This is a genomic window from Sedimentibacter sp. MB31-C6, assembly GCF_035934735.1.
Classification (GTDB): domain Bacteria; phylum Bacillota; class Clostridia; order Tissierellales; family Sedimentibacteraceae; genus Sedimentibacter.
In genome coordinates this window covers 981900-1005262 of the sequence record NZ_CP142396.1, presented here as the reverse complement: position 1 = coordinate 1005262, position 23363 = coordinate 981900, and the positions used below count along the sequence as shown (strand labels likewise).

The 23363-nt window shown below is 28.7% G+C and carries 18 protein-coding genes; all 18 read left to right on the top strand.

Translation table 11 applies throughout. The features are described 5' to 3' along the window. The first annotated feature begins 259 nt into the window (after positions 1-259). Positions 260-1507 carry an S-layer homology domain-containing protein gene (locus U8307_RS04855; RefSeq protein WP_326910683.1) on the top strand — a complete coding sequence of 416 codons (1248 nt, stop codon included), beginning with the start codon at positions 260-262 and terminating at the stop codon, positions 1505-1507. A 47-nt stretch (positions 1508-1554) separates the two neighbouring features. Continuing rightward, positions 1555-8157, top strand: coding sequence for a family 16 glycoside hydrolase (locus U8307_RS04850; protein ID WP_326910681.1), 6603 nt, complete (start codon positions 1555-1557; stop codon positions 8155-8157). 257 nt (positions 8158-8414) lie between these two features. Continuing rightward, positions 8415-8639: a PF20097 family protein gene (locus U8307_RS04845; protein ID WP_326910679.1), complete on the top strand. Its 225-nt coding sequence runs from the start codon at positions 8415-8417 to the stop codon at positions 8637-8639. Between the two features lie 34 nt (positions 8640-8673). Then, entirely contained in the window at positions 8674-9057 is a 384-nt protein-coding gene (locus U8307_RS04840) for a prepilin peptidase (protein WP_326911550.1), read from the top strand. Between the two features lie 23 nt (positions 9058-9080). Further along, positions 9081-9326, top strand: coding sequence for a hypothetical protein (locus U8307_RS04835; RefSeq protein WP_326910678.1), 246 nt, complete (start codon positions 9081-9083; stop codon positions 9324-9326). 160 nt (positions 9327-9486) lie between these two features. Further along, positions 9487-9828 carry a plasmid mobilization protein gene (locus U8307_RS04830; RefSeq protein WP_326911547.1) on the top strand — a complete coding sequence of 114 codons (342 nt, stop codon included), beginning with the start codon at positions 9487-9489 and terminating at the stop codon, positions 9826-9828. 3 nt (positions 9829-9831) lie between these two features. Further along, complete coding sequence (locus tag U8307_RS04825; RefSeq protein WP_326910676.1) at positions 9832-11319, top strand: relaxase/mobilization nuclease domain-containing protein; 1488 nt, start codon at positions 9832-9834, stop codon at positions 11317-11319. Positions 11320-11323: 4 nt separating this feature from the next. Continuing rightward, the gene (locus U8307_RS04820; protein WP_326910674.1) at positions 11324-12382 is read left to right on the top strand and encodes a hypothetical protein; all 1059 of its coding nucleotides are present in this window, start codon (positions 11324-11326) and stop codon (positions 12380-12382) included. Continuing rightward, on the top strand, positions 12382-13293 hold the full coding sequence (locus U8307_RS04815; RefSeq protein ID WP_326910672.1) for a DUF3801 domain-containing protein: 912 nt from the start codon (positions 12382-12384) through the stop codon (positions 13291-13293). Before U8307_RS04820 ends, U8307_RS04815 begins: the two co-directional genes overlap by 1 nt. Beyond that, positions 13293-15197 (top strand): VirD4-like conjugal transfer protein, CD1115 family, encoded by a 1905-nt coding sequence (locus U8307_RS04810; RefSeq protein WP_326910670.1) that lies wholly within the window; start codon positions 13293-13295, stop codon positions 15195-15197. Before U8307_RS04815 ends, U8307_RS04810 begins: the two co-directional genes overlap by 1 nt. A gap of 4 nt (positions 15198-15201) precedes the next feature. Then, a complete protein-coding gene (locus U8307_RS04805; protein WP_326910668.1) occupies positions 15202-15513 on the top strand; it encodes a hypothetical protein in 312 nt (103 codons plus the stop codon). 55 nt (positions 15514-15568) lie between these two features. Beyond that, positions 15569-16381 (top strand): hypothetical protein, encoded by an 813-nt coding sequence (locus U8307_RS04800; RefSeq protein ID WP_326910667.1) that lies wholly within the window; start codon positions 15569-15571, stop codon positions 16379-16381. Continuing rightward, positions 16382-16771 carry a PrgI family protein gene (locus U8307_RS04795; RefSeq protein WP_326910665.1) on the top strand — a complete coding sequence of 130 codons (390 nt, stop codon included), beginning with the start codon at positions 16382-16384 and terminating at the stop codon, positions 16769-16771. Then, the gene (locus tag U8307_RS04790) at positions 16761-19139 is read left to right on the top strand and encodes a VirB4-like conjugal transfer ATPase, CD1110 family (RefSeq protein ID WP_326910663.1); all 2379 of its coding nucleotides are present in this window, start codon (positions 16761-16763) and stop codon (positions 19137-19139) included. The genes U8307_RS04795 and U8307_RS04790 overlap by 11 nt, the downstream gene beginning before the upstream one ends. Continuing rightward, positions 19136-21214: a C40 family peptidase gene (locus tag U8307_RS04785; protein WP_326910661.1), complete on the top strand. Its 2079-nt coding sequence runs from the start codon at positions 19136-19138 to the stop codon at positions 21212-21214. The genes U8307_RS04790 and U8307_RS04785 overlap by 4 nt, the downstream gene beginning before the upstream one ends. A 9-nt stretch (positions 21215-21223) precedes the next feature. Then, positions 21224-21463: a hypothetical protein gene (locus tag U8307_RS04780; protein ID WP_326910659.1), complete on the top strand. Its 240-nt coding sequence runs from the start codon at positions 21224-21226 to the stop codon at positions 21461-21463. A gap of 46 nt (positions 21464-21509) precedes the next feature. Then, positions 21510-21938: a single-stranded DNA-binding protein gene (locus U8307_RS04775; RefSeq protein ID WP_326910657.1), complete on the top strand. Its 429-nt coding sequence runs from the start codon at positions 21510-21512 to the stop codon at positions 21936-21938. Between the two features lie 203 nt (positions 21939-22141). Beyond that, positions 22142-23206, top strand: coding sequence for a helix-turn-helix domain-containing protein (locus U8307_RS04770; RefSeq protein WP_326910655.1), 1065 nt, complete (start codon positions 22142-22144; stop codon positions 23204-23206). The last annotated feature ends 157 nt before the right edge of the window (positions 23207-23363 follow it).

Here is a 23363-nt window from a genome sequence, read left to right as displayed (position 1 = left end):
CAAAAGTGTGTTGCAAAAGGAGTGTAGTTATTTATAACAACATTTTGCTATTGAGGAGGTTATTACTTTGGCAAAAACTCTTAATTTATATGAAAGGCAGGGGATTAAATAGAAAATAAAATCAATCTATTATCTCTTGCTTACATGCCTTCTAACTTTATATTATAGTCTAAAATTGTTTTAATTTAGCCTATATTGTCTATAAGTTTCTAACAAGGTATAATGTAATTATAAAAAAATTGAAAGCGAGGGATTTTGAATGAAAAAAATAGTTATTTTAGTGATGGTATTTGCACTTTTATTAACTTCTATGGTTTATGGTGCAGATAAAGGTTTTACTGATGTACAGGAAACAGATTGGTTTTATGAAGTTTTAAATAATGTTGTTGAAAGAGGTATTATAGATGGCTACCCTGATGGAACATTTAAACCTCAAGATAACATTACAAGAGCAGAATTTACAAAGGTTATTGTAACAGCTTTAGAATTGGACATTATTGAAGGAGATGCATTTGTAGATACCGAAGGACATTGGGCGCAAGATGTAATTAATACTGCAATAGAAAATCATATTATAAACAGAACAGAGTATGGTTATAGCTATGCACCTGATGAAAAGATAACCAGGGTAGAAATGGCAAAGATGGTTGTTAGAGCTTTAGGATTTGATGAAGACGCTATAGGTAAAGTAGGTGAGGAAACTAAATTTGTAGACAATTTCGCAATTATGGATGTCGATAAAGGTTATGTTGTAATCGCCAGTGAGAATGGTATTGTGAACGGTTATACAAACAATACATTTCAGCCTAATGGTAAAGCTACAAGAGCAGAGGCATGTCAGATGTTAGTTAATATGTTAAATGTTATCGAAGGTATAGAGGTTGAAGTACCTGTTGATGAAGATGACATAATTGATGCTGGGAAATTAGATTTAATTCCTATTGAAGATACTGACTATGATTATTTGAAAGATTATAAGGATACTGATTTAAGAGGAAATATTACTTATGAGGTAGATGGTATAGTAGAAGCAGATAAATCTATGTTTCCTATTAAATTTGGAAATGTAGTAATAACAGGCATAGATAAAGTTAAAGCTGAAGACGCTCCTTATTATGGTGATACATCAATAGGATGGAGAAATTCAGATAATAAAGATGCTGTTGCCATTCATGCTTATGCAGTAAATGGTAATGATGATAGTTCAAGAGATTATTTTTGGGTTGAAGGTTTGGAGATTGTTTTTGTTAATAACAGTGGAGAAACGTTTAATAAGCCAATTATGAAGGTTGCTGAAAATGCTGATACTATATATGAAGAAACGGTTGAACTTTATGATGATTATGCTGTTGGTGAGTATCCTAAAATGGAATTAAATAAAAACTTCACAGTTATGTTTATCTCAAAAGAGAGTTTTAATTATGAAGATTTAGACAACATAATTTTACTTGATACTTATGATTCTATAAGAGAAGGTCTTAAATTTAATATTGATGAAATTGATTAAAGGTATTGTGCCTTTAATCAATTTTTTAAGATAGGAAGGGAGATTTTATGAAGTTTTCAAATAAAACATTTACAAAGATTGTAAGTTTGGTATTATTAATTTTTACTATACTTTCTAATGTTAATTTACCTATTCTTAACAATTTAAGTTTAATTAAGGAAGCTCAAGCATTTGAAGAGTGGGATGAGGAAGATTTTCCTTCTGATAATTCTCCATTTTCATATAGAATGGTTGTTGCATATTTCGGATATTGGTATGATGAAGAAACAGGTGAGTATTGGGCAGAATATAATGGGGAACAGCAAAGTATAGGCAGTCGTCCTAATTCAAAATTAATTAAAGAATATACTTTTCCAGTTGCGTTAATTTCTGGACCTTGGAAAGTAGTAGATATAATGAATTACAATGAGTATGATGGTGATTGGGATGATTTGAATTATAGTGCTTTGAAGAAAAAACAGGTAGACGACCATTATATGTCTTCAGCAAATATTTTTAATGAAGAAATAATAATAGGTAGAACTGGTGATGATAGTGGAGATTTAGAATTTGAAGCAAATTTTTATCCTTTAGATCCTGATAATATGGGTTTTACTTCTCCTGATGGTAAGTATTCAGAATGGAGAAGGGAAAATGTATGGCGTTGTTATGTTGCAGTAGTTATTAAATATATAGATGAGACATATGAGGAAAATCCTGAAGAATGGATGATAGAACATGGCTTAATTGATCCTCCTGAGCCTGAAGTGCATGCGAATTTGGAAATGGATATACCTGACTTAGTTACCTGGAATTATAAACAATACGATGAAAATATGAGAGCTTATGTTGAGGTTGGACTAGATGCATCGGATTCAACTTCAAATCTTTCAGTAGATAGTTACGATTTTGAAGTAGATATAGGTACAAGGAATGCAGACTCAAAGAGCGGAACGTCAGATACTTATTACAAGGCTATAAATGTGTATCCTGATGATGTGAATGCTATGAGTGGTGATATTGTTGTTAAAGGTTCTGTAACTGTAACTGATGAAACAGGGTTAAGCGATACTGCCACAGATGTAGGCATGGTAGATGTAGAGATTGTAAATGAACCTCCGAATGCTTATTTTGATAGAAGTTCAAACAATTATGTTTCTCTTCCTGTTACTTTATCTAATGGCTCAAGTGATCCAGAAGATGATTTAGAATATGTAAGTTGGACCATTAAAGATAGTAAGGGAAATTTGATATTCTATTCAGATACTAATTTAGAAACAGGAGAAATGGAACAAGATTATACGCCTGAATATTTTGAATCGGTTAACTTTGATGAAGATGGTGGTAAGTTAATCTTTACAGAGAGTGATAATTATGAAGTCGAAATATACGTTAGAGATGATGGCGGTGGATATGGAAAAGAAGATGATACATATAGAAGAACAGTTTATGTAAATACAGAGCCACAACCACCGGTTGCAGATTTTTCAGTTTATGAGTTTGGTTATCCTAATGAAAGTATACCTATAAAGGATATGTCTACTGATCCTAACGATGATATAGTTCAATGGACATGGACAAAGCCAACTATAAATAAAGATGATGGAATGCCAGCATCATTATCAGGTAATTTAAATGGAAAAAATGGCGGTAGCTTGACATTTAGAGAAGAAGGTACATATGATATTTCTCTTAAAGTAAGAGATTATACAGGGCTTGAAGATAGTATAACGAAAGAAGTCAAGGTAATTCCTCCAATAGCTGTAGCAAGAATTACTGAGGAAGGAACTTTAAAGGAAAACAGGCATGTTAAATTACATATGAGAGATAGTTTGAGTCCTAGAACTGATCCAATACAGACAGCAAGGAATATATGGGAAATAACTCCTTTAGATGGACAAAGTGTAAGTAGTATAAAGATAGATCCTGATACTTCTAACAATGAAGAGAAAAATATTTTATTCAAAGAAACAGGTAGATATGAAGTTTATTTAAAAGTACATAATAATTTTGGTGATGCTAATCCGACACATCCTAATAGTCCAGCAAGTGAAATAACTAAAATTATTGAGATATTACCTGATGAAAACCCTATATCTGATTTTACAGTAGGTGGAGCAACTCCTAACTTTTATGACAATCCTGTAAGTACAACTGTTGAAATTGAACAATCAGCTTATTCGATAGATGAAGATATTATTGATAAGTATAAATATGTTGTTTATAGGGATATGGATGAGGATGGAAGTTTTGACGATGAAAGTGTTTACGGTACATATGATGTTGGAAATACTGATATTTTAGTTAATTTTGAACAAAGTGTAAGCGGTAAATTTAAAGTTGATTTAGAAGTAACCGAAGAATTTGGACAGCCTACAATAGATAAATTTGTAACTGCTGCAGATAGAAGAAAAGCTTTATCAAGTAAAGAGTTTACAGTAAACTGGATACCTGATATAACTTTTGATATTCCTGAATGGGCTTATACTGATGATGTTTTAAGTTTAACTACAAAGCTTAAAGATGAGGAAATAGGAACTTTAAAAGTAGATTGGAGCATTAAACGAGCGAGTGAAGATGATACAAGCGTTTTAGTAGATGATGATATAGATACAAGAGCAGAATATTCATTAAATAATAACGGTGGAGCTATAAGATTTAAAGATAGTGGTTATTATGAGTTGATTGGAACTGTAACTGATGAAGTAGGACAATCCTATAGTTTTGGAGATGAAATTAGAATTTATCCACTTCCAACAGCAGTTATTAAAGATAATATGACTTTTGGCGAAACACCTTTTACAACAAAGGAAAATAGAAAATATCAATTAGATGGTAATAGTAGTTTTGGAAATGATTATTATGGAGCTGAGCTTCATGAAATAGACCACTCAAAAGATTATTGGGAAATTACTACCCTTGATGGACAGAATTCTAATGTTATAAAGGTAGCAAGTGGAACAGGTGAATTAAAAAATGATATTGTTAGTTCAACAACTTATTTACAGTTAAACGATGCTTTAGAAGAAGATTTATTATTTAAAGAAAAGGGAAGATATAAAATAAGGTATCAAGTAACTAATGTTCATGGAAAGAAATCACCTTTTTCTGAGGAAATTATAACAGTTGATGAAGATACAAAACCTATTATTGATTTTGATATTGTTGAGACTACTTATAGAGATGTAGACGATAGTAAAAGAGCTGAATTAGTAATATATAACCTTCAATCCAGTTCAGATGATGGCGATATATTAATAAATGATTTGCATAGAGTAAGATACCGTTTTGACTCTGACAATGATGGTAGTTATATTGATGAGACTTGGAAAAGTCCATTAGATATAGATTTTACTAATAATAGGGCAACGGTTAAAGTATCTCATGTAGGTGATTATCAGTTTGAGTTTTATGTTAAGGATACTTTTGGGCAGGATACTATTAATCAATTTGTAACAACTTCAGATAGAAGAAGTAATACTATTACAAAAGTTATTAAAGTTGATAACATGCCACCTACAGTTGATTTTACTGTAACACCAAGTAACAAAGTTGATGTAGTTTTCACAGTGGGACAAGCTGATTCAAGCAAGACACTTGAATTGGACACAAAGATTAATAACTATGTAAAGATGTATTTAGAGGCTAATAATGCAGATTTTTTAGATACAAGGATTGAGACTATAGAAACAAGTACAATATCTTCTAATGATGCCGATGCTGCGGCTGTATTTAATAATTGGGAACGTTATGGAACAGAACCTGATACTTGGAGTTTCAGTTCTAGTACTGGAATAATTAAAAGGGATGATAATTCATATTGGTCAGGTTTTTATGATCCATCATTTAATAGTAGTAGTTATACTTTTGAAGTGGAGCTTGGAACTAATGGAAGTGATAATGATGATATAGGAGTATCATTTGGCATTGATGGTACACCAACTGGACATTTAGCGTTTTTAATTTCACAGCATGGGTTACTTTCTGCTGGGAGTAACACTAACACAAATAAACATGGTCATCCATCTGGACTATATCAATATAATGGAGCTACAATTAAAGGTCTTTATAGCCCAACGAGTTCTGTATCTTTTACTAGAAAGAAGTGGCATAAGATGAAGGCTATAGTAAAAGATAAGAATATTAAAATATGGTGGGATGACGTACAGGTTGTTGATTATACACATTCAAGCGATATAAAGGGTAGTTTTGGATTTTTTACTAATTCGCAACCTGAAGGAAGATTCAAAAATCTAACTGTTACTTCGGGTTCAGTTAAAACTTTAGACGAAGTACTTAAAGAACCTACTTGGAGAGATGATGCAACAAAATTTGTAATAAATATTTCAGATATAAAGTTATCAGAATTAGAGACAGCATCTGTTAAATATCCTGTAGTTTTATCAAGAATGCTGAATGACGAGTTATATTTTGCGGAATTAGGAACAAGTATAAACAGGTCGCAAATACTTAACTTTATAGCTGGTAATGACGGAAAAGGAACATTTATTTACAATACAAACATGGATACAGCTTTACAGAATTTAGCTGAATGGATACTTAATACAGTAAGAAGTCAGGCAAAATCTAAAACTCAATATATATTATTAAATGAAGAAATTAATTATAAGGTATTTTATGAAGATTATGAGGAAGATCCTCAAATGAATGTAGAGAATTGGAGATACGAGCATGATTACAGATGTTTCCAAAATGACTTAGGCAAGGTAGCTTATGATGGTTTATGGCTATCAGAATCTAAAAATTCATTTGATAAAGTGGGAAGATTTGTAACTGATTATAAAACAAAGGATAATCCAGTAGGCAGTGATGATAATTTTGAAGAGTATAGAAAAGATTCTGAAATGAAAAATGGTCCATTAAATATTTATGTTCATAGAAAACCAATTGCACAGTTTACGATGGATATGACAAAGAGTGCAAGTACGTTTAGTTTAACTTTAACTGATACATCTTATGACTTAGATCATACTAATAGAGCTGATAAAGGTCTTGTTGCAAGAGAGTGGTCATGGAAAAAAGTTGGTGAAAGTACCTGGCATTCAGGAAAGTTGACATCAGGAAATAATACAGAAGAATATCTAGTAAAATTGAGAGTTAGAGATATGGATGGGGAAAATGGTTTAGGAGTTTGGTCTGACGATACTGTTATACTTATCACAAGTCAAGCAATGCCACCTATTTCTCAGTTTGTATTATCTAGCAATGTAATAGCTCAAGGTGCAACTTTGGGAATTACAGATACTTCATATGATCCTAACGGAGATACAATCAACCAATGGGAATGGAAGTTATATAAAGAAGGTACATTACTTGGAACATATACTGCTGCTAATTCACAAACAGCCATCAATAACAAGATAAAGACTTCAGGGATAGGTGATTTTAGCATCACATTACAAGTTAGTGATTCTTCAGGTCCTTGGGGTGATCCGTTGGCAACATCTGAAATTTATACACAAACTTTTAGGGTAGTGCCTATAAACCATGCTCCAGTTGCTAATTTTAATTTAGTTTCAAATGAAAGTCCAGCATGGACATTCCCTAAAAATGTAACTTTGTCTTCATCAAGTTATAAAACATTTAAAAACAGGCCGAGTGCGACATCATTATTTTTTGAAGAATTAGCTAGATATAATGTATCGGTATCTGATCCGAATGGAGCAGATAACTTAGGGTTTACTTACGAATGGTCCTTAGAAAATTACAAAGTACCTAAAGTAAGTGGCATAGGTGGTACGCCTTCATCAGTTAAGGTATATAGTACAGCAACACCATTTACAAATAGCTTTAAGAATGCAGGCTTAAGTTGGGGAGCGTATAAAATTACTTTGAAAGTAACGGATATGCCTAAAATTCCTCCTTATGAGCCTAATTCAGCATTATCAACTTATGTAACTAAAACATATTATGTTGTGCCGGATATAAGTGTAGTTGGAAATTTTTCAAGTAGTAATCCTGAGATAATTGTAGGTGATACAATAAGTCTTACAGCAACTACAAATAAAGAAGTTACAGGAGTTACTGCTAATTTAAGTTCAGCTACAGTTAATATGACTAAAGTAAATACTGTTGGAGAAACAACTTATTGGGAGGGAAGTATGGTAATTCCTGAAACGATAACAGATACGGGAACATATGACCTTCAATATGTAGCAAGAACTAATTATGGTAGTGAAACAGGTGTTACAACAAAGGAAATGACGAACACTATACCTATTGATATAGTAGCATTAAGATTGTTGAACTTTAGAATAACTGATATAGTAAACCATGATACTGTTACATTCCCATATACAAAGGATATGTTAGTTGATGATTTAATCGATTATAAGACTGGATATTATGTTACATTCAGAATAGACAGTAAAGGTAACCCTGATAACGTAGATGCTGATATTTTTGAAAATAGTACGTTGAAACAACAAATAGATTTAGTAAAGGTTTCATCAAGTGGTAGTAGTGAAACTTGGGAAGGAAAATTTTTCACATCTGCAAGGTTGCCAGAAGGAACAGAAATAAGTATCAGGGTAGATTGCAACAAAGGTGCTACGATTTATGACTACAATGCAAAAGAGGGTTGGGACGGTAAATCGTTGAGAGTGTCTGGCTCTGCGTTGCAAGACGGAAGGGTTAATTTGATAAGATAGAAAGACGAGTATATTATTTAAAAAGTTTACTCCAAAGATGCAAGTAATAAAATTTCGAGTGCAAAATTACAATCATTTGCACTCTATAACTTTGCTTGATTTTCAACTTTTAATAAAATAAAATTGATTCTAGGGCTTTGCCATCAAAAAATAATATTAGAAATATATTTAATTCGAAATTGTAGATTGACCAGAACTAGAGATTAATTATATAATCTACTGAAAAGGTTAATTATATTATACGAGGAGGCTTATAAATGAAATGCCCTAAATGTGAAGTCGAGATGCAATTAGGTTATCTACAAACTGGAAATTTGATAGCATTTAATAAGCAGAGACATAAAATATCATTAAATCCTAAAGACCCTGAAGATGTTATGGTTGCACGGAAAGCTTTTTCATCTAACGATTTTAGTGGATACATATGCAAACAATGTGGACTAATATGTTTTGATTACTTAAATCCAAAGAGTCGGCTTTAATTTTATAAATTTTTAATATCGTAAATTTAAGTTAATCGCATACATTGACTACAAACAAAAAATAATTCCTGACAAATTAAATATAATAATAGTATTGTTAGGAATTATTAATACAATGATAGATTTCAAAAACTGTAAAGTATACATTGCATTAGCAGCAATAATCTTTACAGTTTTTTTATTTATTGCCATAGTTACTGATGGTGGTATAGGAGGAGGCGATATAAAGTTATTAACTGCACTTAGTTTGATATTTGGTATAAGCATGTTGGAAATTATTATATTTGCATTATTAATTGCAAGTATTATTTCAATCTATTTAATAATTGTTAGAAAACAAAAATACAATTCAAGCATAGCATTAGGTCCGTATATATGTATAGGAGTATTTGTTAGTTTGATAGATTCATTTTTATAATTACAAGAGAGGAGAGGGCGTAAATGCTATACATTGATGACATAAGAGGGCACAGTTTGGATTCAAATATGAAATACTTAGTTATAGATAATATTAGATGCAGAAGATATGTATGTACGCTAGAATTCCAAACTGATTTTATTTATCTATTTAAAATAATAGATACAAAAGTTTCAGTCAATAAAATATGCATATCAAAGGTTGATTATTATTTAAATAATAATTTGATTAAGGCTGCTGAGTTTCAAAAACAAATGGTAAGTACATAAATGCCTTTTTCTTTCAGAAAGCCATCATTCTTAAAACGCTGTTTTAAGAATAGCAAGCAGTGGAAATGGATAGCCATTTCCGAAATTTTAGGGGATACCCCTAATACCCCTGCGGAAGCAGAATTAATTTTTAATATAAATTGGTGGTGATAAATTGACAGTGAACAGAAAAAGAAAAAATGTAATATTTATCAGAACTACAGATGAAGAGCATAAAAAGATTATGGAAAAAGTCGCAGTATCTAAAATGAGTATAAATAGGTTTTTTATTAATGCTGCACTGAAAAGAGAAATAATTATTTATGACCTTACTAGTATATTTGAGCTTTCAGCACAAATAAGTAGAATTGGAAATAACATAAATCAAATTGCAAAAAAGTTAAATCAAGGAGGTTTGATTAATAAATCAGAAATTAAATATTTAAAAAATACTATGGAAAATATTAATGAAGTTTTAATAGAAGTTTATCAGGATATTCAGGCAACACAGGATAAGGGTTAAGTTATGGCATATGTGAAGAGACATCCAATACATAAAACTTTAAAGAATGCCTTAAAGTATATTGAAAATATAGAAAAGACAGATGACAAACTTTTAGTCAGTTCGAATAAATGTAGTATAAATGAAAATTTAGCAATAGAGGAAATGAAAACTTTAAAAAAACAATATGAAAAAGAAGATGGCATACAAGGGTTTCATTTTATACAATCTTTTAAACCAGGAGAAGCAAACAAAGAAAAAGCACATCAAGTTGGAAGAGAGTGGGCAGAAAAATTTCTTGATGGTAAATATCAATATGTACTTACAACTCATGTTGATAAGGGACATATTCATAATCACATTATAATAAATTCAGTAGGGCTAAATGGTAAAAAATATAATAGCTGTAAAAATGAATTAGAAGATATAAGAAAGTATTCTGATCTAGTTTGTCTTGAACATGGATTAAGTGTTATAGAACCTAATAGAAGAAACAAAAATAAATCATACAAGGAATGGCAAGAAAGTAAGAATAAAACTTCATGGAAAGATATTGTTAGAGAAGATATTGACTATGTTATTTCTTCTTCAGAAAGCTTTGAAGATTTTATTAGAAAGATGAAATCAGAAGGTTACTATATTAAACATGGAAATGTAAAATATATGACTTTCAAAAAGCAAGGAATGAATAGAGCTGTTAGAGGTAAAACGCTCGGTATAGATTATGACGAACATAGTATAAAACAAAGAATAAAATTTAAGGAACATAATATTAGAAGCTTTAGATCAAAAAATAAAAAATATTATAAAATTGATAAAAAGAGTTTTGAATACCAGATAAGAAAATTATCATATAGGCAATCATCATTAGAAACTAATATAAAGCTTATAATTTTATTATTTAAAATAATTTTTAATAATAATCAAAATTCATTTGAAAAAGATAAGAGGCCAATAAAATATACATATGCACAGAAAAAAGCTATAAATGGTATAAAAGATTTATCAAGTAAATTAAATCTTTTACATAAATACAATCTACATACTAGGGGTGATGTACAAAAACAAATTGATATATTAAATGGTAAAATCAAACAAGTAGAAACAAAAAAGGAAAAATTAAAGACATTAGAAATTAAAATGGAAGCCGTTTGTACTGAAATCGAATTATATTATAAATATAAGAAATATCATGATGAGTATGAACGGGTAATTTTGAAGGGGGTTTATAAAAAGAAAAATGCTTATGAAATAGAAAAGTTTGAAAGTTGTAAAAATAGGTTAGAGAAATTTAGTTTAAAAGATGAACTTCAATACGAAAATTTCATTAACCAAAGAAATGAAGTAATCGAAAAAACGAAAGGGGTTGATAATGAAATAAATAATACATTTAAAGAACTAGATAAAATACTAGGTTTGCAAAATTATCTTAATAAATATGAAAGAGATAAATTTATAAAAGATATACAGCTGGAAACTAAAATGAAAGATGAAAACGAAAAGGAGAGATAATAATATGGATTATGAGGATAATAATTTATATAATGAGTTTGATGAAAATATTAAAGAAGATCCAACAAATTTTATAGGCATCTATAATAAAGATGATGGTAACTCTATATTTATAAAGACATTTGATGAACATAGTATTGAAATTACAAAAGAAATGTCATCAACATTTGAACAATTAAGTGAACTTGATGTGAATATAAAAAAAGTTATATCTGATCTGATAAAAGATGATAAAAAAATTGAAAGATTCATGACTTTTGTAAATGTAAAAGGTGTACAAGAACTATACATAGATGATGCAGCTCATAAAGGTGTAACTGAAGGACCGGTAAACTATCTTTCAAGACGAGAGCAAATTGAAAAAATTATTGAAACTATAGTTCAATTCAAGAACCCGGTAATTGTTTATTCAAAGGAAGAACTTGAAAGACTACAAGCTGAATATAAAAAAGCCTCGGGAAAAACAGAACCGCTAGAAAAATCAAATATGGTTAATAATAAAAAGTCTGAGTTACTAAAACTAATGGATGAACAAAGTACGCGAGGATATATAAGGATATCTAATGAAGACTATTTGAATATAAAGAAGCAAATAGAAGAGTTGGACATACCTTTTATATCAAAAGAAAGTGGAGTTAAGTTTGGAATGAACATAACTGTTCCAATTGATAAAATAAAAGAACTCAAAAACTTGATATTAGTAAATGATATTAAAATATTGCAGGAAGTTGAAGGAAATATTGATTGGAATAAAATTAAACAAATTAAAGGTGTCAAAGGATTTAATAATGTTAGAGAAGAAACATTAAAAGAATTTCAAAATGATAATTGTGATAAGTTTAAATATATTGCATTTGAGAAAGATGGTAAGTACTCTGTATATGTAGAGCCAAGTTGTCCATTAATTATTCAAGGAGATATAATTAAGCAAAAAGCCAAGTTTGAAAAACTAAACAAGAAAACTATGAAAGATGTGAGCATCGCCAAAGATGAATATAAGAAATCTAAACAAGCATCGGAAAATAAAAGTAAAGAAAAAAATAATGATAAAGGAGAGAGATAATGAATACAGGTGGAGATACTTCAGCAATCTTAATGGGATTTGCAGCAGATTTAAGCAAAGAGGGGTTTAAAGACATTTCTAAATTAGGTGGAGAAATGTTAAAATATTTGTTCCTTTCTTTATTAAATAAACTTGATAGGAAATTAAATACTGGGGAGGTTAATATAAAAAGACTCATAACAAGTGGTGAGGAGTTAGTTACTCTTGATTTAAATGATAAAGATGCAGCTATATTTGCTGCTAAAGCTAAAACAACAGGTCTAACTTATGCAATATTTGATGTGAGTAAAAGTGACAATAAAGTAAGTTATGTATATAAAAAAAGTGAAGCAGAGATAGTAAATAAGATATTAGAAAAAATGACCGATGAAAAAGTCAATGGTATTGATAAAGAGGCTGATATCAGCATGCTGAGTGAATATATTATTGGCAAAGATAGAGGATTGTATATTCTTGATAAAGAGAGCCCAAATGATTACATACAAATCAATAATGAAAATAAAGAAATATTAAAAACATATATAGTAGATAAAGACAATTTAGATGATTGTATTAAAATAATAGAAAATACAAAAAAAGATACTTTAGAAGTTGAGATTAATATTAACGGTAATCAAGAAATTTTAAATAAAAATGATTTTAATATGGAAGAAATTCAAAAACGAGTTAATGATGTTGGTAAGACATTTTCTAGTCCTGAATATGTTTATGGTGATGTAGAATTAGAAAAGTTAAAAGAAAAAATTAATAACATAGAATTAAATAAAAATGAGGTTAATAATAAAGTAGAAGTAAAAAAAGATAGAAAGACTATGAAAGAGATAGACGATAACATTAAGGAGGTGCGGGCCAAAAAAACCAATAAGAAAACAAAAGAAAAAACTAAAACGAAGGAAGGGAGAGACAGATAGTGACGGATCAGCAGAGGCGTAAAAGGTATAAGATTCAATTAACAATATTTTTTATACTGTTATTTATATTTATATCATATATGGCAATACATATAGGAACTGTATTTAATAGCTATGAACATTTTGATTATACTATGCTTGATAGATTTCAAAATGACATAGAAAATCATATTAAAACAGTTCCTTTTTTTATACCTCAAAAACAAGATTTAAAGTTATTGATATTTGTTAGTTTATTGTATTGGTCGGTTGCTATATACTTCATAACATCTGATAAAAAATATATGTTTGGTAAAGAACATGGTACTGCAAGCTGGGCTGGAAAAGAAGAAATAAAAAAAATAATTGATAAAGATGAAAACAACAATATTGTATTCACAGAAACAGAGCAAATGAGTTTAAATACTAAAAAGACTAGAAAGAATCTTAATGTATTGGTTGTTGGAGGCTCAGGTTCAGGAAAAACAAGATTTTATGTAAAGCCCAACATTATGCAAGCTAATACTTCATATGTAATTACTGATCCGAAAGGTGAATTGTTAAGGGAAACAGGCTCATTATTATATAAAAAAGGATATAAAATAAAAGTTTTTAATCTTATAGATATGGATTATAGCAGTCGCTATAATCCTTTTGTCTATATAAGAACTGAAAATGACGTTATGAAAGTTATCAATGGTTTAATAAAGAACACAAATCCTAAAACAGGAGGAGGGAATGATCCTTTCTGGGAAAAGTCAGAAGTTGCTTTATTACAATCAATTTTTTATTTTATGTGGTATGAGCTTATTCCAGAGGAACAAAATTTCAAAACAGTTATGGAGTTATTGCGATATGCAAGTGTAAGGGAAGAAGATGAAGATTATGAAAGTGATTTAGATATTATATTTAAACAATTAAGAGAAGAGAAGCCTAATCATATTGCAGTTAGACAATACAATATTTTTAAACTAGGAGCTGGAAAAACAATTAAGAGTATTTTAATTTCTGTTGGTGTGAGGTTGTCGCTTTTTAATATAGAGGCAGTTTCCAATTTAACCGCTAAAGATGATTTAGAACTAGAACGTATTGCCGAAGAAAAAACAGCATTATTTGTAGTTATTCCAGATAGTGATACTACATTTAACTTTCTTGTGTCTATGATGTATGGACAATTGTTTGAAAGATTATATTATATTGCAGATTTTAAGACTAAAGATGGAAGACTTAAAACTCATGTTAGGTTTATACTAGATGAATTTGCCAACATAGGGCAGATACCTGACTTTGAGAAAAAAATAGCTACTATGCGTAGTAGAGAAATTAGTTCAAATATTATAATTCAAAATATGGCTCAATTGAAAGAACTATATAAGTACAATTGGGAAAGTATAACTGGTAATTGTGATTCTACATTATTTCTAGGGGGTCAGGAGCAATCTACACTAGAATATATAAGTAAAAGTTTAGGAAAAGAGACTATAGATACAAGGAATATCAACTACTCAAAAGGTAGACAAGGAAGCACTTCATATAACTATGGTATTCATGGCCGTGAACTTTTGCAGCCTGATGAAATAGGAAGAATGCCAGACGAAGATTGTATATTGTTAATAAGAGGCATGTTCCCTTTTTATTCAAAAAAATATAATCTATATGACCACAAGAATTATATATATTTATATGAAGCTACTAATGAAAATTATTTTGATTATAGTAAAGTTAGAGAAATAGAAAAGAACAAGGAAAAAGAAGAGGAGCGTATTAAGATTCTTGAAAGTTATAAGATGAAAGATTTTGAATTAGAAATAGAACAAATAAAAGAATTATTTGAAAATGCTATTTTTGAAGAAGATATTTCATCTATTTTAGAAAGCGAATTACAAATAAATCTAAACGAAAATTATATTGAAGAGGAGAAATAATAGTATGAATAATTTAAAGAAGTTATCATTACATATTAAAATTGTTTTTACAACAATAAGCATTAGTATTTTAAATAATATTATGGTATTTGCATCTGACACAGCAGGTGTAGATAAGTTTGACAACATGGTAGCATGGATAGCTGCATGGGTTGGAAGAGTTGGTCTTTTAGTAGCATTCTGGGGAGGAATACAAGTTGCATTTTCACTTTCAGATCATGATGCTGGACAGAAAAGAAATGGCATTTTGTTTCTTGTAGCTGGTCTTATGGTATTTGGATTATCTATAGCATATAAAACGTTGTTAGGTTTATAAACTTATTAGCAAAGGGTAATCGTAATTGAATTATCCTTTGCTTCAAGGAGGAAATATGAATATAGACAATATAGTTTCGGATGTAGATCAGTTATTTAATAAGTTAAATTCTGATTTAGGATTAATCACAGATATAATTACTCAGCCACAAAATTCAATACCAGGATTATGGAATATGGTTGAGGGGATTTTCAACTGTATTTTACCAATAGGTTATAGTTTGTTAGCATTGTTTTTTATGTTAGATCTTTTCAATAAAACAATAACATTTAGAGTGGCTAGAATTGAAAATATTATTAAAATTCTAATAAGAGTTATATTAGCAAAGGTAATAATGAAAAGTAGTTTTGAATTATTAAATTTCGTATATCAATCAATTTCAGATGTAATTTCATTAGTATATTCTTCTCCTGGTACAATTCAAACCATAGTTGATATTGAGGTTTTAAAAACACAATTAGAAAATATGAAAATGATGGAATTAATTATGTTTCAGATTAAATTAATGCCTATGAACTTTATTATGTTAATTGTTAAAATCATTATACAAGTTATATGTTATGGACGAATTATTGAAATTTACATCTATACAGCACTTTCGCCATTACCTTTATCGACTATGCCAAATGAAGAACATAACAATATTGCAAAAAGATTTATACAGCATTATATTTCCGTTTGCTTACAAGGACTTATAATTTTAATTGCTTGTATGTCATTTACTGGGATAGCAAATACAATAGTTGCTTCTGCAGGTAGTGAAAATGCAGAATTAGGTATGATAGGCACTATAACATCTAGTGTAGTCTTATTATATACTTTGTCTCAGTCTAAAAATTGGGCTAAACAAATTGTGGGGGTATATTAAATGATTGAAATTAAAACACCAAAAGAAATAAGAAGTTATAAAGAAACATTATTTGCTGGATTAACATTAAGACAGATTGTTTGTTTAGGTGTTGCCTTAGCTATAAATATACCATTGTATTTATTTTTGAAATCATACATTGGAGATGAGGTTGCAAGTTGGGTAATTATGTTTACAGGAGTTCCATTGTTTTTAATAGGATTTTTTAAATATAATGGATTACCATTTGAAAAATTTGCTTTGATTATGCTTAATTTTAATCTGTTTATACCACGAAAACGCAAATATGAGGTTGAAAATATTTTTACTGAAATTTTAAAAGAACAGGATAAAGTGCAGCTAGAAAGCTTAAAAAAATTTAAGGAAAGGAAAAAGAAAAATGTTATTTAAGAAAAATCGTAATGGCAATTCAGAATTAAGTACTGAAGCAAATAAAATATCTAAAAATAAAAAATGCAAAAGAATAAGAAGGTCTAATTCAGCCCAAGGAACTATTCCAATTACTAACATATATGAAGATGGAATTATAGAGACAAAGAAAGGCGAATATTCTAAGACACTACAGTTTATAGATATAAATTACCATATAGCGAGAGAAGACGATCAAATAGATATATTTGCTAAATACTGTGAGTTTTTAAATTTTTTCAACTCTTCTGTTAAATTACAGATTACTATAAATAATAAGCCTATAAATAAAGAAGAGTTTGAAGGTAAAATAGTCCTAAAACAGAAAAATGATCATTTAGATATTTATAGAAAAGAATATAATGAAATGCTTAAGAAACAAGTTACAAAGGGTCGTAATGATATTGAAAAAGAAAAGTATATTACTATAAGTATAAAGGCAAATGATGTAATTGAAGCTAGAAATAATTTCATTAGAATTGAAAATGAAATTTTGGGTTTATTGAGACGTATGGGGAGTTATGGCAAAGTATTACCAATCAGTAAAAGGCTAGAAATATTACATGATGTATATAGAAAAGACAATATAGGTAATTTTGAATATAATCCTAAAGTATTAAAACAAAGATTTTCTAATGTTAAAGATGTTATAGCACCTGATAGCTTTGAATTTAAAAGAGATAATATATCTATAGGTGATTCTCATGCAAGAGTATTATTTATACGAAGTTTACCATCTTTTTTAAGTGATAGTTTTCTTACTGAACTGACAGACTTTGGATTTAATATGATGTTTAGTATGAATATAAATCCTGTTGAACCTGAATTTGCACTTAAACTCATACAAAAACAAATAACTGGAATGGAATCCAACAAGATTGAATATCAGCGTAAAAGTGTAAAAAATGGATACTTGGATGCATTTATTCCATATGAATTAAAAAACAATTTACAAGAAGCAGAAGAGTTGCTCGAAGATGTAATGAATAAGAATCAAAGGTTGTTTTTAGTCAATTTCATTATTTTGTTAACAGAGGATGATAAAGATGCTTTAGATGAACATACAGAAATAATAAAATCTGCTGCAAGAAAGTATTTATGTCAAATAGGATCTTTAAATTATCAGCAAGAAGAAGGGTTGAATTCAGTATTGCCGTTAGGTATAAATGATATACAAGTCGATAGATGTTTAACTACTGAGGCAACAGCAGTATTTATTCCTTTTACTTCACAAGAGTTATTACATCCTCATGGTATGTATTATGGGTTAAATGCTATTTCAAAATCATTAATAATGTTTGATAGAAAGACTCTAAAAAATCAAAACGGATTTATTTTAGGTACACCAGGAAGTGGTAAATCCTTTAGTGCAAAACGGGAAATGATTAATGTATTGTTAAACACAGATGATGATGTTTTAATTATAGATCCTGAAAGAGAGTATTCAAATTTAGTTAAAAACTTTGGTGGTGAAATAATTAATATTTCTTCAAATAGTAGAAGATATATTAATCCTATGGATATGAGTACAAACTATGATGAAGAACCTCTTTCTTTTAAGTCTGACTTTATAATTTCACTTTGTGAGGTTATTTTAGGTGGTAAAAACGGACTGTCGGCAAAAGAAAAATCAATAATTGATAGGTGCGTTAGACTTACATATCAAGATTATATACAAAACTTTAAAGAAGAAGATATACCTACATTAATTGATTTTTATAAGACAGTAAAACAACAAAAAGAACCAGAAGCAGAAGGGTTATCAATAGCATTAGAATTATATGCTACAGGTAACCTTTCTGTTTTTTCTCATAAAACAAATATTAATATTAATAATAGACTTGTTTGCTTTGATATAAAAGACTTAGGAAAACAATTAAAAACAATGGGTATGTTAATAATTTTGGATCAAGTATGGAATAGAATAACAGAAAATAGGAAAAAGGGAAAACATACATGGATCTATCTTGATGAAATTTATTTATTGTTTGCAAATGAGTATTCTGCTAATTTTTTATTTGAATTATATAAAAGGTCCAGAAAATGGGGTGGTGTTGTAACGGGTATAACACAAAATGTAGAAGATTTATTACAATCTGAATTAGCAAGAAGAATGCTATCAAATTCAGATTTTATATTAATGCTTAACCAGGCTCCAATGGATAGAGTTGAATTAGAAAAAATGTTAAATATTTCAGCTGCTCAACTAACATATATAACTAATACTGATTCAGGTAGAGGATTATTATTTTCAGGTAATAGTATTATTCCTTTTATAGATGAGTTTCCAAAGGATACAGAGTTATACAGAATGATGACAACTAAGGTTGGAGAGGTTGTAGATGTATGAAGCTAGAAGATTCTAAAAGTAAAATTACATCTAAAATTAACACTTCTAAAAGTAGATTAAAAGGGAAACTATATGTTAATAAAAAATATGGAAGAAAGTATGTTAATTCAAAAAAATCTCTGCCTAACAAACAAAGTATTAAGAAATATAATAATAAGAATAAAAAGGTAAAAGATGTAAGGTTTAATAATACCATTAATGCTATTAAAGATAATGTATCAGAGTCAGCAGAGCAGGATATAGGTATACAAGCTTATATTGATACTTTAAATAAATCAGATAAAGTAATTAACGTTGCAAGTATTCCTTTTAAAAGCGTAAAGACAATTAAAAATATTAATAAAACTATACATGATAGTAAACATATAAATAGTATTACAGATACTAAGAAATTTTATAAAAAATTTAAAGCAATTAAGGGTAATCAAAAGGTTGTTAAAGCAAGTTTTAAAGATTCTTCAAATAAGATAAGACCTAAACCTTCAGGTAAAATAAATAAAAAATATTTATTAAAAAAAGGAGGTATAAAACTTCAAAAAGATAGTACTACATTATCAGTTAATACAAAAAATAGAATAGTCGATAATCTTAGAGATTCGGATGGAAGTTCAGGGATACAAGCATATTTGCAAACAGATAAGAATATAAGGCGTGGTTTAGATATTGTAGATTCAACAAAAAAAGTAATAACAAGTACTACTAAAGCAACTAAATATTCTAGGGAAGTATTGCATGGCTCTAGAAACTATATTAAAGAACGCATTTCAAACAATAAAAGTAAAAGGTATCAAAATATAAAAAAAAATATTTCAAAAACAAATAAAATTAAAACTGGATCAAAAAAGATTAAATCAAAAAATAATGCGATACTTTTAAAAAATGCGAAGAAGAGAATTGCACACAAACATATATATGGTAGAAAAGCTACAAGTATCTTAAAGGGTATTATCGTAGGAGTTGGTAAATTTGCAAAAACAACAATTGTATTAACAAATCCATATATTTTAATAGGGTCAATACTTGTAGTGTTAATGATTATAATTCTTACATCTATTTCAGGGATTGTAGGATCAGTACTTAGTCAAAATTATTTCATAACTGATGATAATATCGCCTTAATGTATAAAGAAAGAATAGAATTATTAGATACTGAATTGATAGAAGAAATTGAAGAATTAAAAAATGATAATAAATATGATAGTTCTAAAATAATTTACATAGGTGATAAGTCAGGGATATATACAAATTTTCAAGAGATATTTGCCATTGCTTCAGTTAAATTTGAACAGGATTTATCTTTTTCTAAAAAAGAAGAAGATTTTATTGAAGATATTTACGAAAAAATATATGATATAAAAATTTCTAAGGAAAAATATACAGTTACTAGAAATGGTGAGGATATAGATAAAACAAGAAAAATTATTACAGTATATACCTATGATATGGAATCAATTATGAATAAGACTAAATTAGATGAAGAACAAAGGTCATGGTCAAGACGTTTAGTTTCAAATTTTTCAGAACAATTTCCAGAATACGCTCATCAATATGGTGAATTAACACAAGATGAAATAAAAGATTTAATTGTTAATGCTCCTCGATTTTCAGATAAAAAACAACAAAAATTATATGATACAGCATTAAGTATTGTAGGAAAGGTGAAGTATTTTTGGGGAGGTAAAAGCTCAGCTGGGTGGAATAATGAATGGGGTGAGTCGACATTGGTTACTTCTCCTGGAAGTGATACAACAGATACATATAAACCTTATGGTCTAGACTGTTCTGGTTATGTTGATTGGGTTTATAAAACTTCAGGAATAGGAAAAATGCTTTCAGGTGGAGGTACAGCTTATCAGTGGGGAAAATCATATCCAATTAACAGTGATGAATTACAAGTAGGAGATTTAGCATTCCTTCAGATGCCTAATTCATCTGGTATAAATCATGTAGGTATTTATATAGGCAAAGATGATGAAAATAATAATCTATATGCTCATTGCCAATGGGGTACTGGTGTAACAGTAAACGGATATAAGGGTTTTAAATATTTTAGAAGAGTTGTAAGATTTGATTAGGAGGTTCAAATGACATTATATGATAAATTAAATAAGCAAAAAGAAATTAAAGAAAAACTATTGTTAAAAAAAGATAAACTAAATGAACAAATTGGACAAGTAGATAAAAAGATTAAATTAATACAAGAAGATATAGAAAATCTAGAATTGAATAATACAATGAAAGTTATCAAGAGTAAAGGTTATTCTTTATCAGATGTAAGAGATGCAATAGAAATGGGAGCTTTAGAAGATATATTAAATAAATAACATAATATATCTTTTTTTATTTTAAAATACTAAGGAGGATTTAAAAATGAATAATGTAAATTTAATTGGAAGATTAGCAAGAGATCCAGAACTGAGGTTTGTTCCTTCAACAGGTATGGCAGTTGCAAATATGGTTATAGCTGTTGATAAAGAGATGTCTAAAGAAAAGAAACAAGAAATGTCTGCACAAGGGAAACCTACAGCCGACTTTATTAACGTAACTATCTTTGGTAAGTCAGCAGAAAATTGTACCACTTATCTTAACAAAGGTAGTTTATGTGCAGTACATGGAAGATTAACAACAAATAATTATACTACACAAACAGGAGAAAAAAGGTATTCAACACAAGTTACAGCAGTAAGGGTAGAATTCTTAGGTGGAAGTAAAAAAACAGAAGAAGCAGTAGACATGGATATACAGCCTGATTCAACATTCTATGATAATTTACCTAGTGATGAAGAGGAGGTGCTTTAACAAGTAATTAAATAGTGACAACAAAAGGCATTTAGAATTAATTCTAAATGCCTTTTAATATCGTAAAAAAAGATAACTGTCCATGAGGTGAACAGTTATAGATAAAATGTAAATACAATAATATTGTCAAATTACAATAATTTTACCATTATTATGTAATAATTGCAATATTAAATATAAATTTTTATTAATCGGAGGATAAAATGTCAGCTACAATTACAATGTCAAATTATATATTTAGTAGTCAAATAGATTTACATAGCAAAATCGTATATGCAGGGTTAAAAAAATATTCAAATAGTGAGGGGTTATGTTTTCCGTCTAGAAATACACTAGCAGAAATATGTAAGATTTCATTATCAACACTTAGAAAAGCTATTAATAATTTAGTAGAAGCAAAGATAGTAAATAAAGAATCTAGATTTAGACAAAACGGAAGTCAAACATCAAACTTATATTCATTAACACCATTTATGACTTCTGGAGATTATTATTTCAAAATTAGAAGTGATATATTTGATTTGCATTTATCAGAACAAGAAATAATAGTATATATGTATCTGTGCTCTTGTTCAAATAAAGATTATGAATGCTTTCCATCAATTAAGCAAATAGCCAATGCTTGTAGTATTAGCCAGACAAGTGTAAAAGTAGCTATAAAGGAATTAATAAAAAGAGATTTAATTATAAAAGATAATCAATATAGAATAGATGGAGGAAAAAGAAACAATTTATATAAAATAGTAACAGAAGAAGATAACAATATAGTAAATGAAAATGAAATTATTGATCAAAAGGAATATATTATGGAAAAAGATCAGAATTCAGACAATTTGTATAAAACAAAAATTAATAAAGAAATATTCAATCAGGACAAGGTAATAAATAAAGGTGAAATAAAAGAAAATGATAAATGTAAACAGAGTAAATACATATTTAATACGGATATACCTGGTGAAAAAATAAAAGTAAATATTCGAGACGATATTTTCGATTTTAAGCTATCAAAACATAGTGCGTTAGTGTATTTGTATATATGTACTTATAGTGAGCTAAAAGTTAGAAATATGCCTTCTTATGAGAAAATTGCAGAAGTATGTAAAATTAGCATGGCAAAAGTAGCAAATGCTATATTAGAATTAAAAACAAGTGGATTAATTGATAAAATAAAACAAGAAAAAACAAATAATACCATGGTCAATATAGAACCTCCACCATGGACAATACAAAACACCCTCCATAGTCGTCAGAAAATAACCCATAACTAGAACCTATAAATAACTTTATTAATAAATAATAATAATATATTGCTTACTGGAAAGAAAAATAAAAAGTATATTTTAAGTATGTTTTAAACTGTTTTAAAGAAAAGAGATAATGTTATATTATCATTAGTAATTATTTGAAAAAATTGTAAAAATATGC

Coding starts and splice junctions, on each gene's coding strand:
- U8307_RS04855 (WP_326910683.1), top strand. CDS start 260: ATGAAAAAAATAGTTATTTTAGTGATGGTATTTGCACTTTTATTAACT.
- U8307_RS04850 (WP_326910681.1), top strand. CDS start 1,555: ATGAAGTTTTCAAATAAAACATTTACAAAGATTGTAAGTTTGGTATTA.
- U8307_RS04845 (WP_326910679.1), top strand. CDS start 8,415: ATGAAATGCCCTAAATGTGAAGTCGAGATGCAATTAGGTTATCTACAA.
- U8307_RS04835 (WP_326910678.1), top strand. CDS start 9,081: ATGCTATACATTGATGACATAAGAGGGCACAGTTTGGATTCAAATATG.
- U8307_RS04825 (WP_326910676.1), top strand. CDS start 9,832: ATGGCATATGTGAAGAGACATCCAATACATAAAACTTTAAAGAATGCC.
- U8307_RS04820 (WP_326910674.1), top strand. CDS start 11,324: ATGGATTATGAGGATAATAATTTATATAATGAGTTTGATGAAAATATT.
- U8307_RS04815 (WP_326910672.1), top strand. CDS start 12,382: ATGAATACAGGTGGAGATACTTCAGCAATCTTAATGGGATTTGCAGCA.
- U8307_RS04805 (WP_326910668.1), top strand. CDS start 15,202: ATGAATAATTTAAAGAAGTTATCATTACATATTAAAATTGTTTTTACA.
- U8307_RS04800 (WP_326910667.1), top strand. CDS start 15,569: ATGAATATAGACAATATAGTTTCGGATGTAGATCAGTTATTTAATAAG.
- U8307_RS04795 (WP_326910665.1), top strand. CDS start 16,382: ATGATTGAAATTAAAACACCAAAAGAAATAAGAAGTTATAAAGAAACA.
- U8307_RS04790 (WP_326910663.1), top strand. CDS start 16,761: ATGTTATTTAAGAAAAATCGTAATGGCAATTCAGAATTAAGTACTGAA.
- U8307_RS04785 (WP_326910661.1), top strand. CDS start 19,136: ATGAAGCTAGAAGATTCTAAAAGTAAAATTACATCTAAAATTAACACT.
- U8307_RS04780 (WP_326910659.1), top strand. CDS start 21,224: ATGACATTATATGATAAATTAAATAAGCAAAAAGAAATTAAAGAAAAA.
- U8307_RS04775 (WP_326910657.1), top strand. CDS start 21,510: ATGAATAATGTAAATTTAATTGGAAGATTAGCAAGAGATCCAGAACTG.
- U8307_RS04770 (WP_326910655.1), top strand. CDS start 22,142: ATGTCAGCTACAATTACAATGTCAAATTATATATTTAGTAGTCAAATA.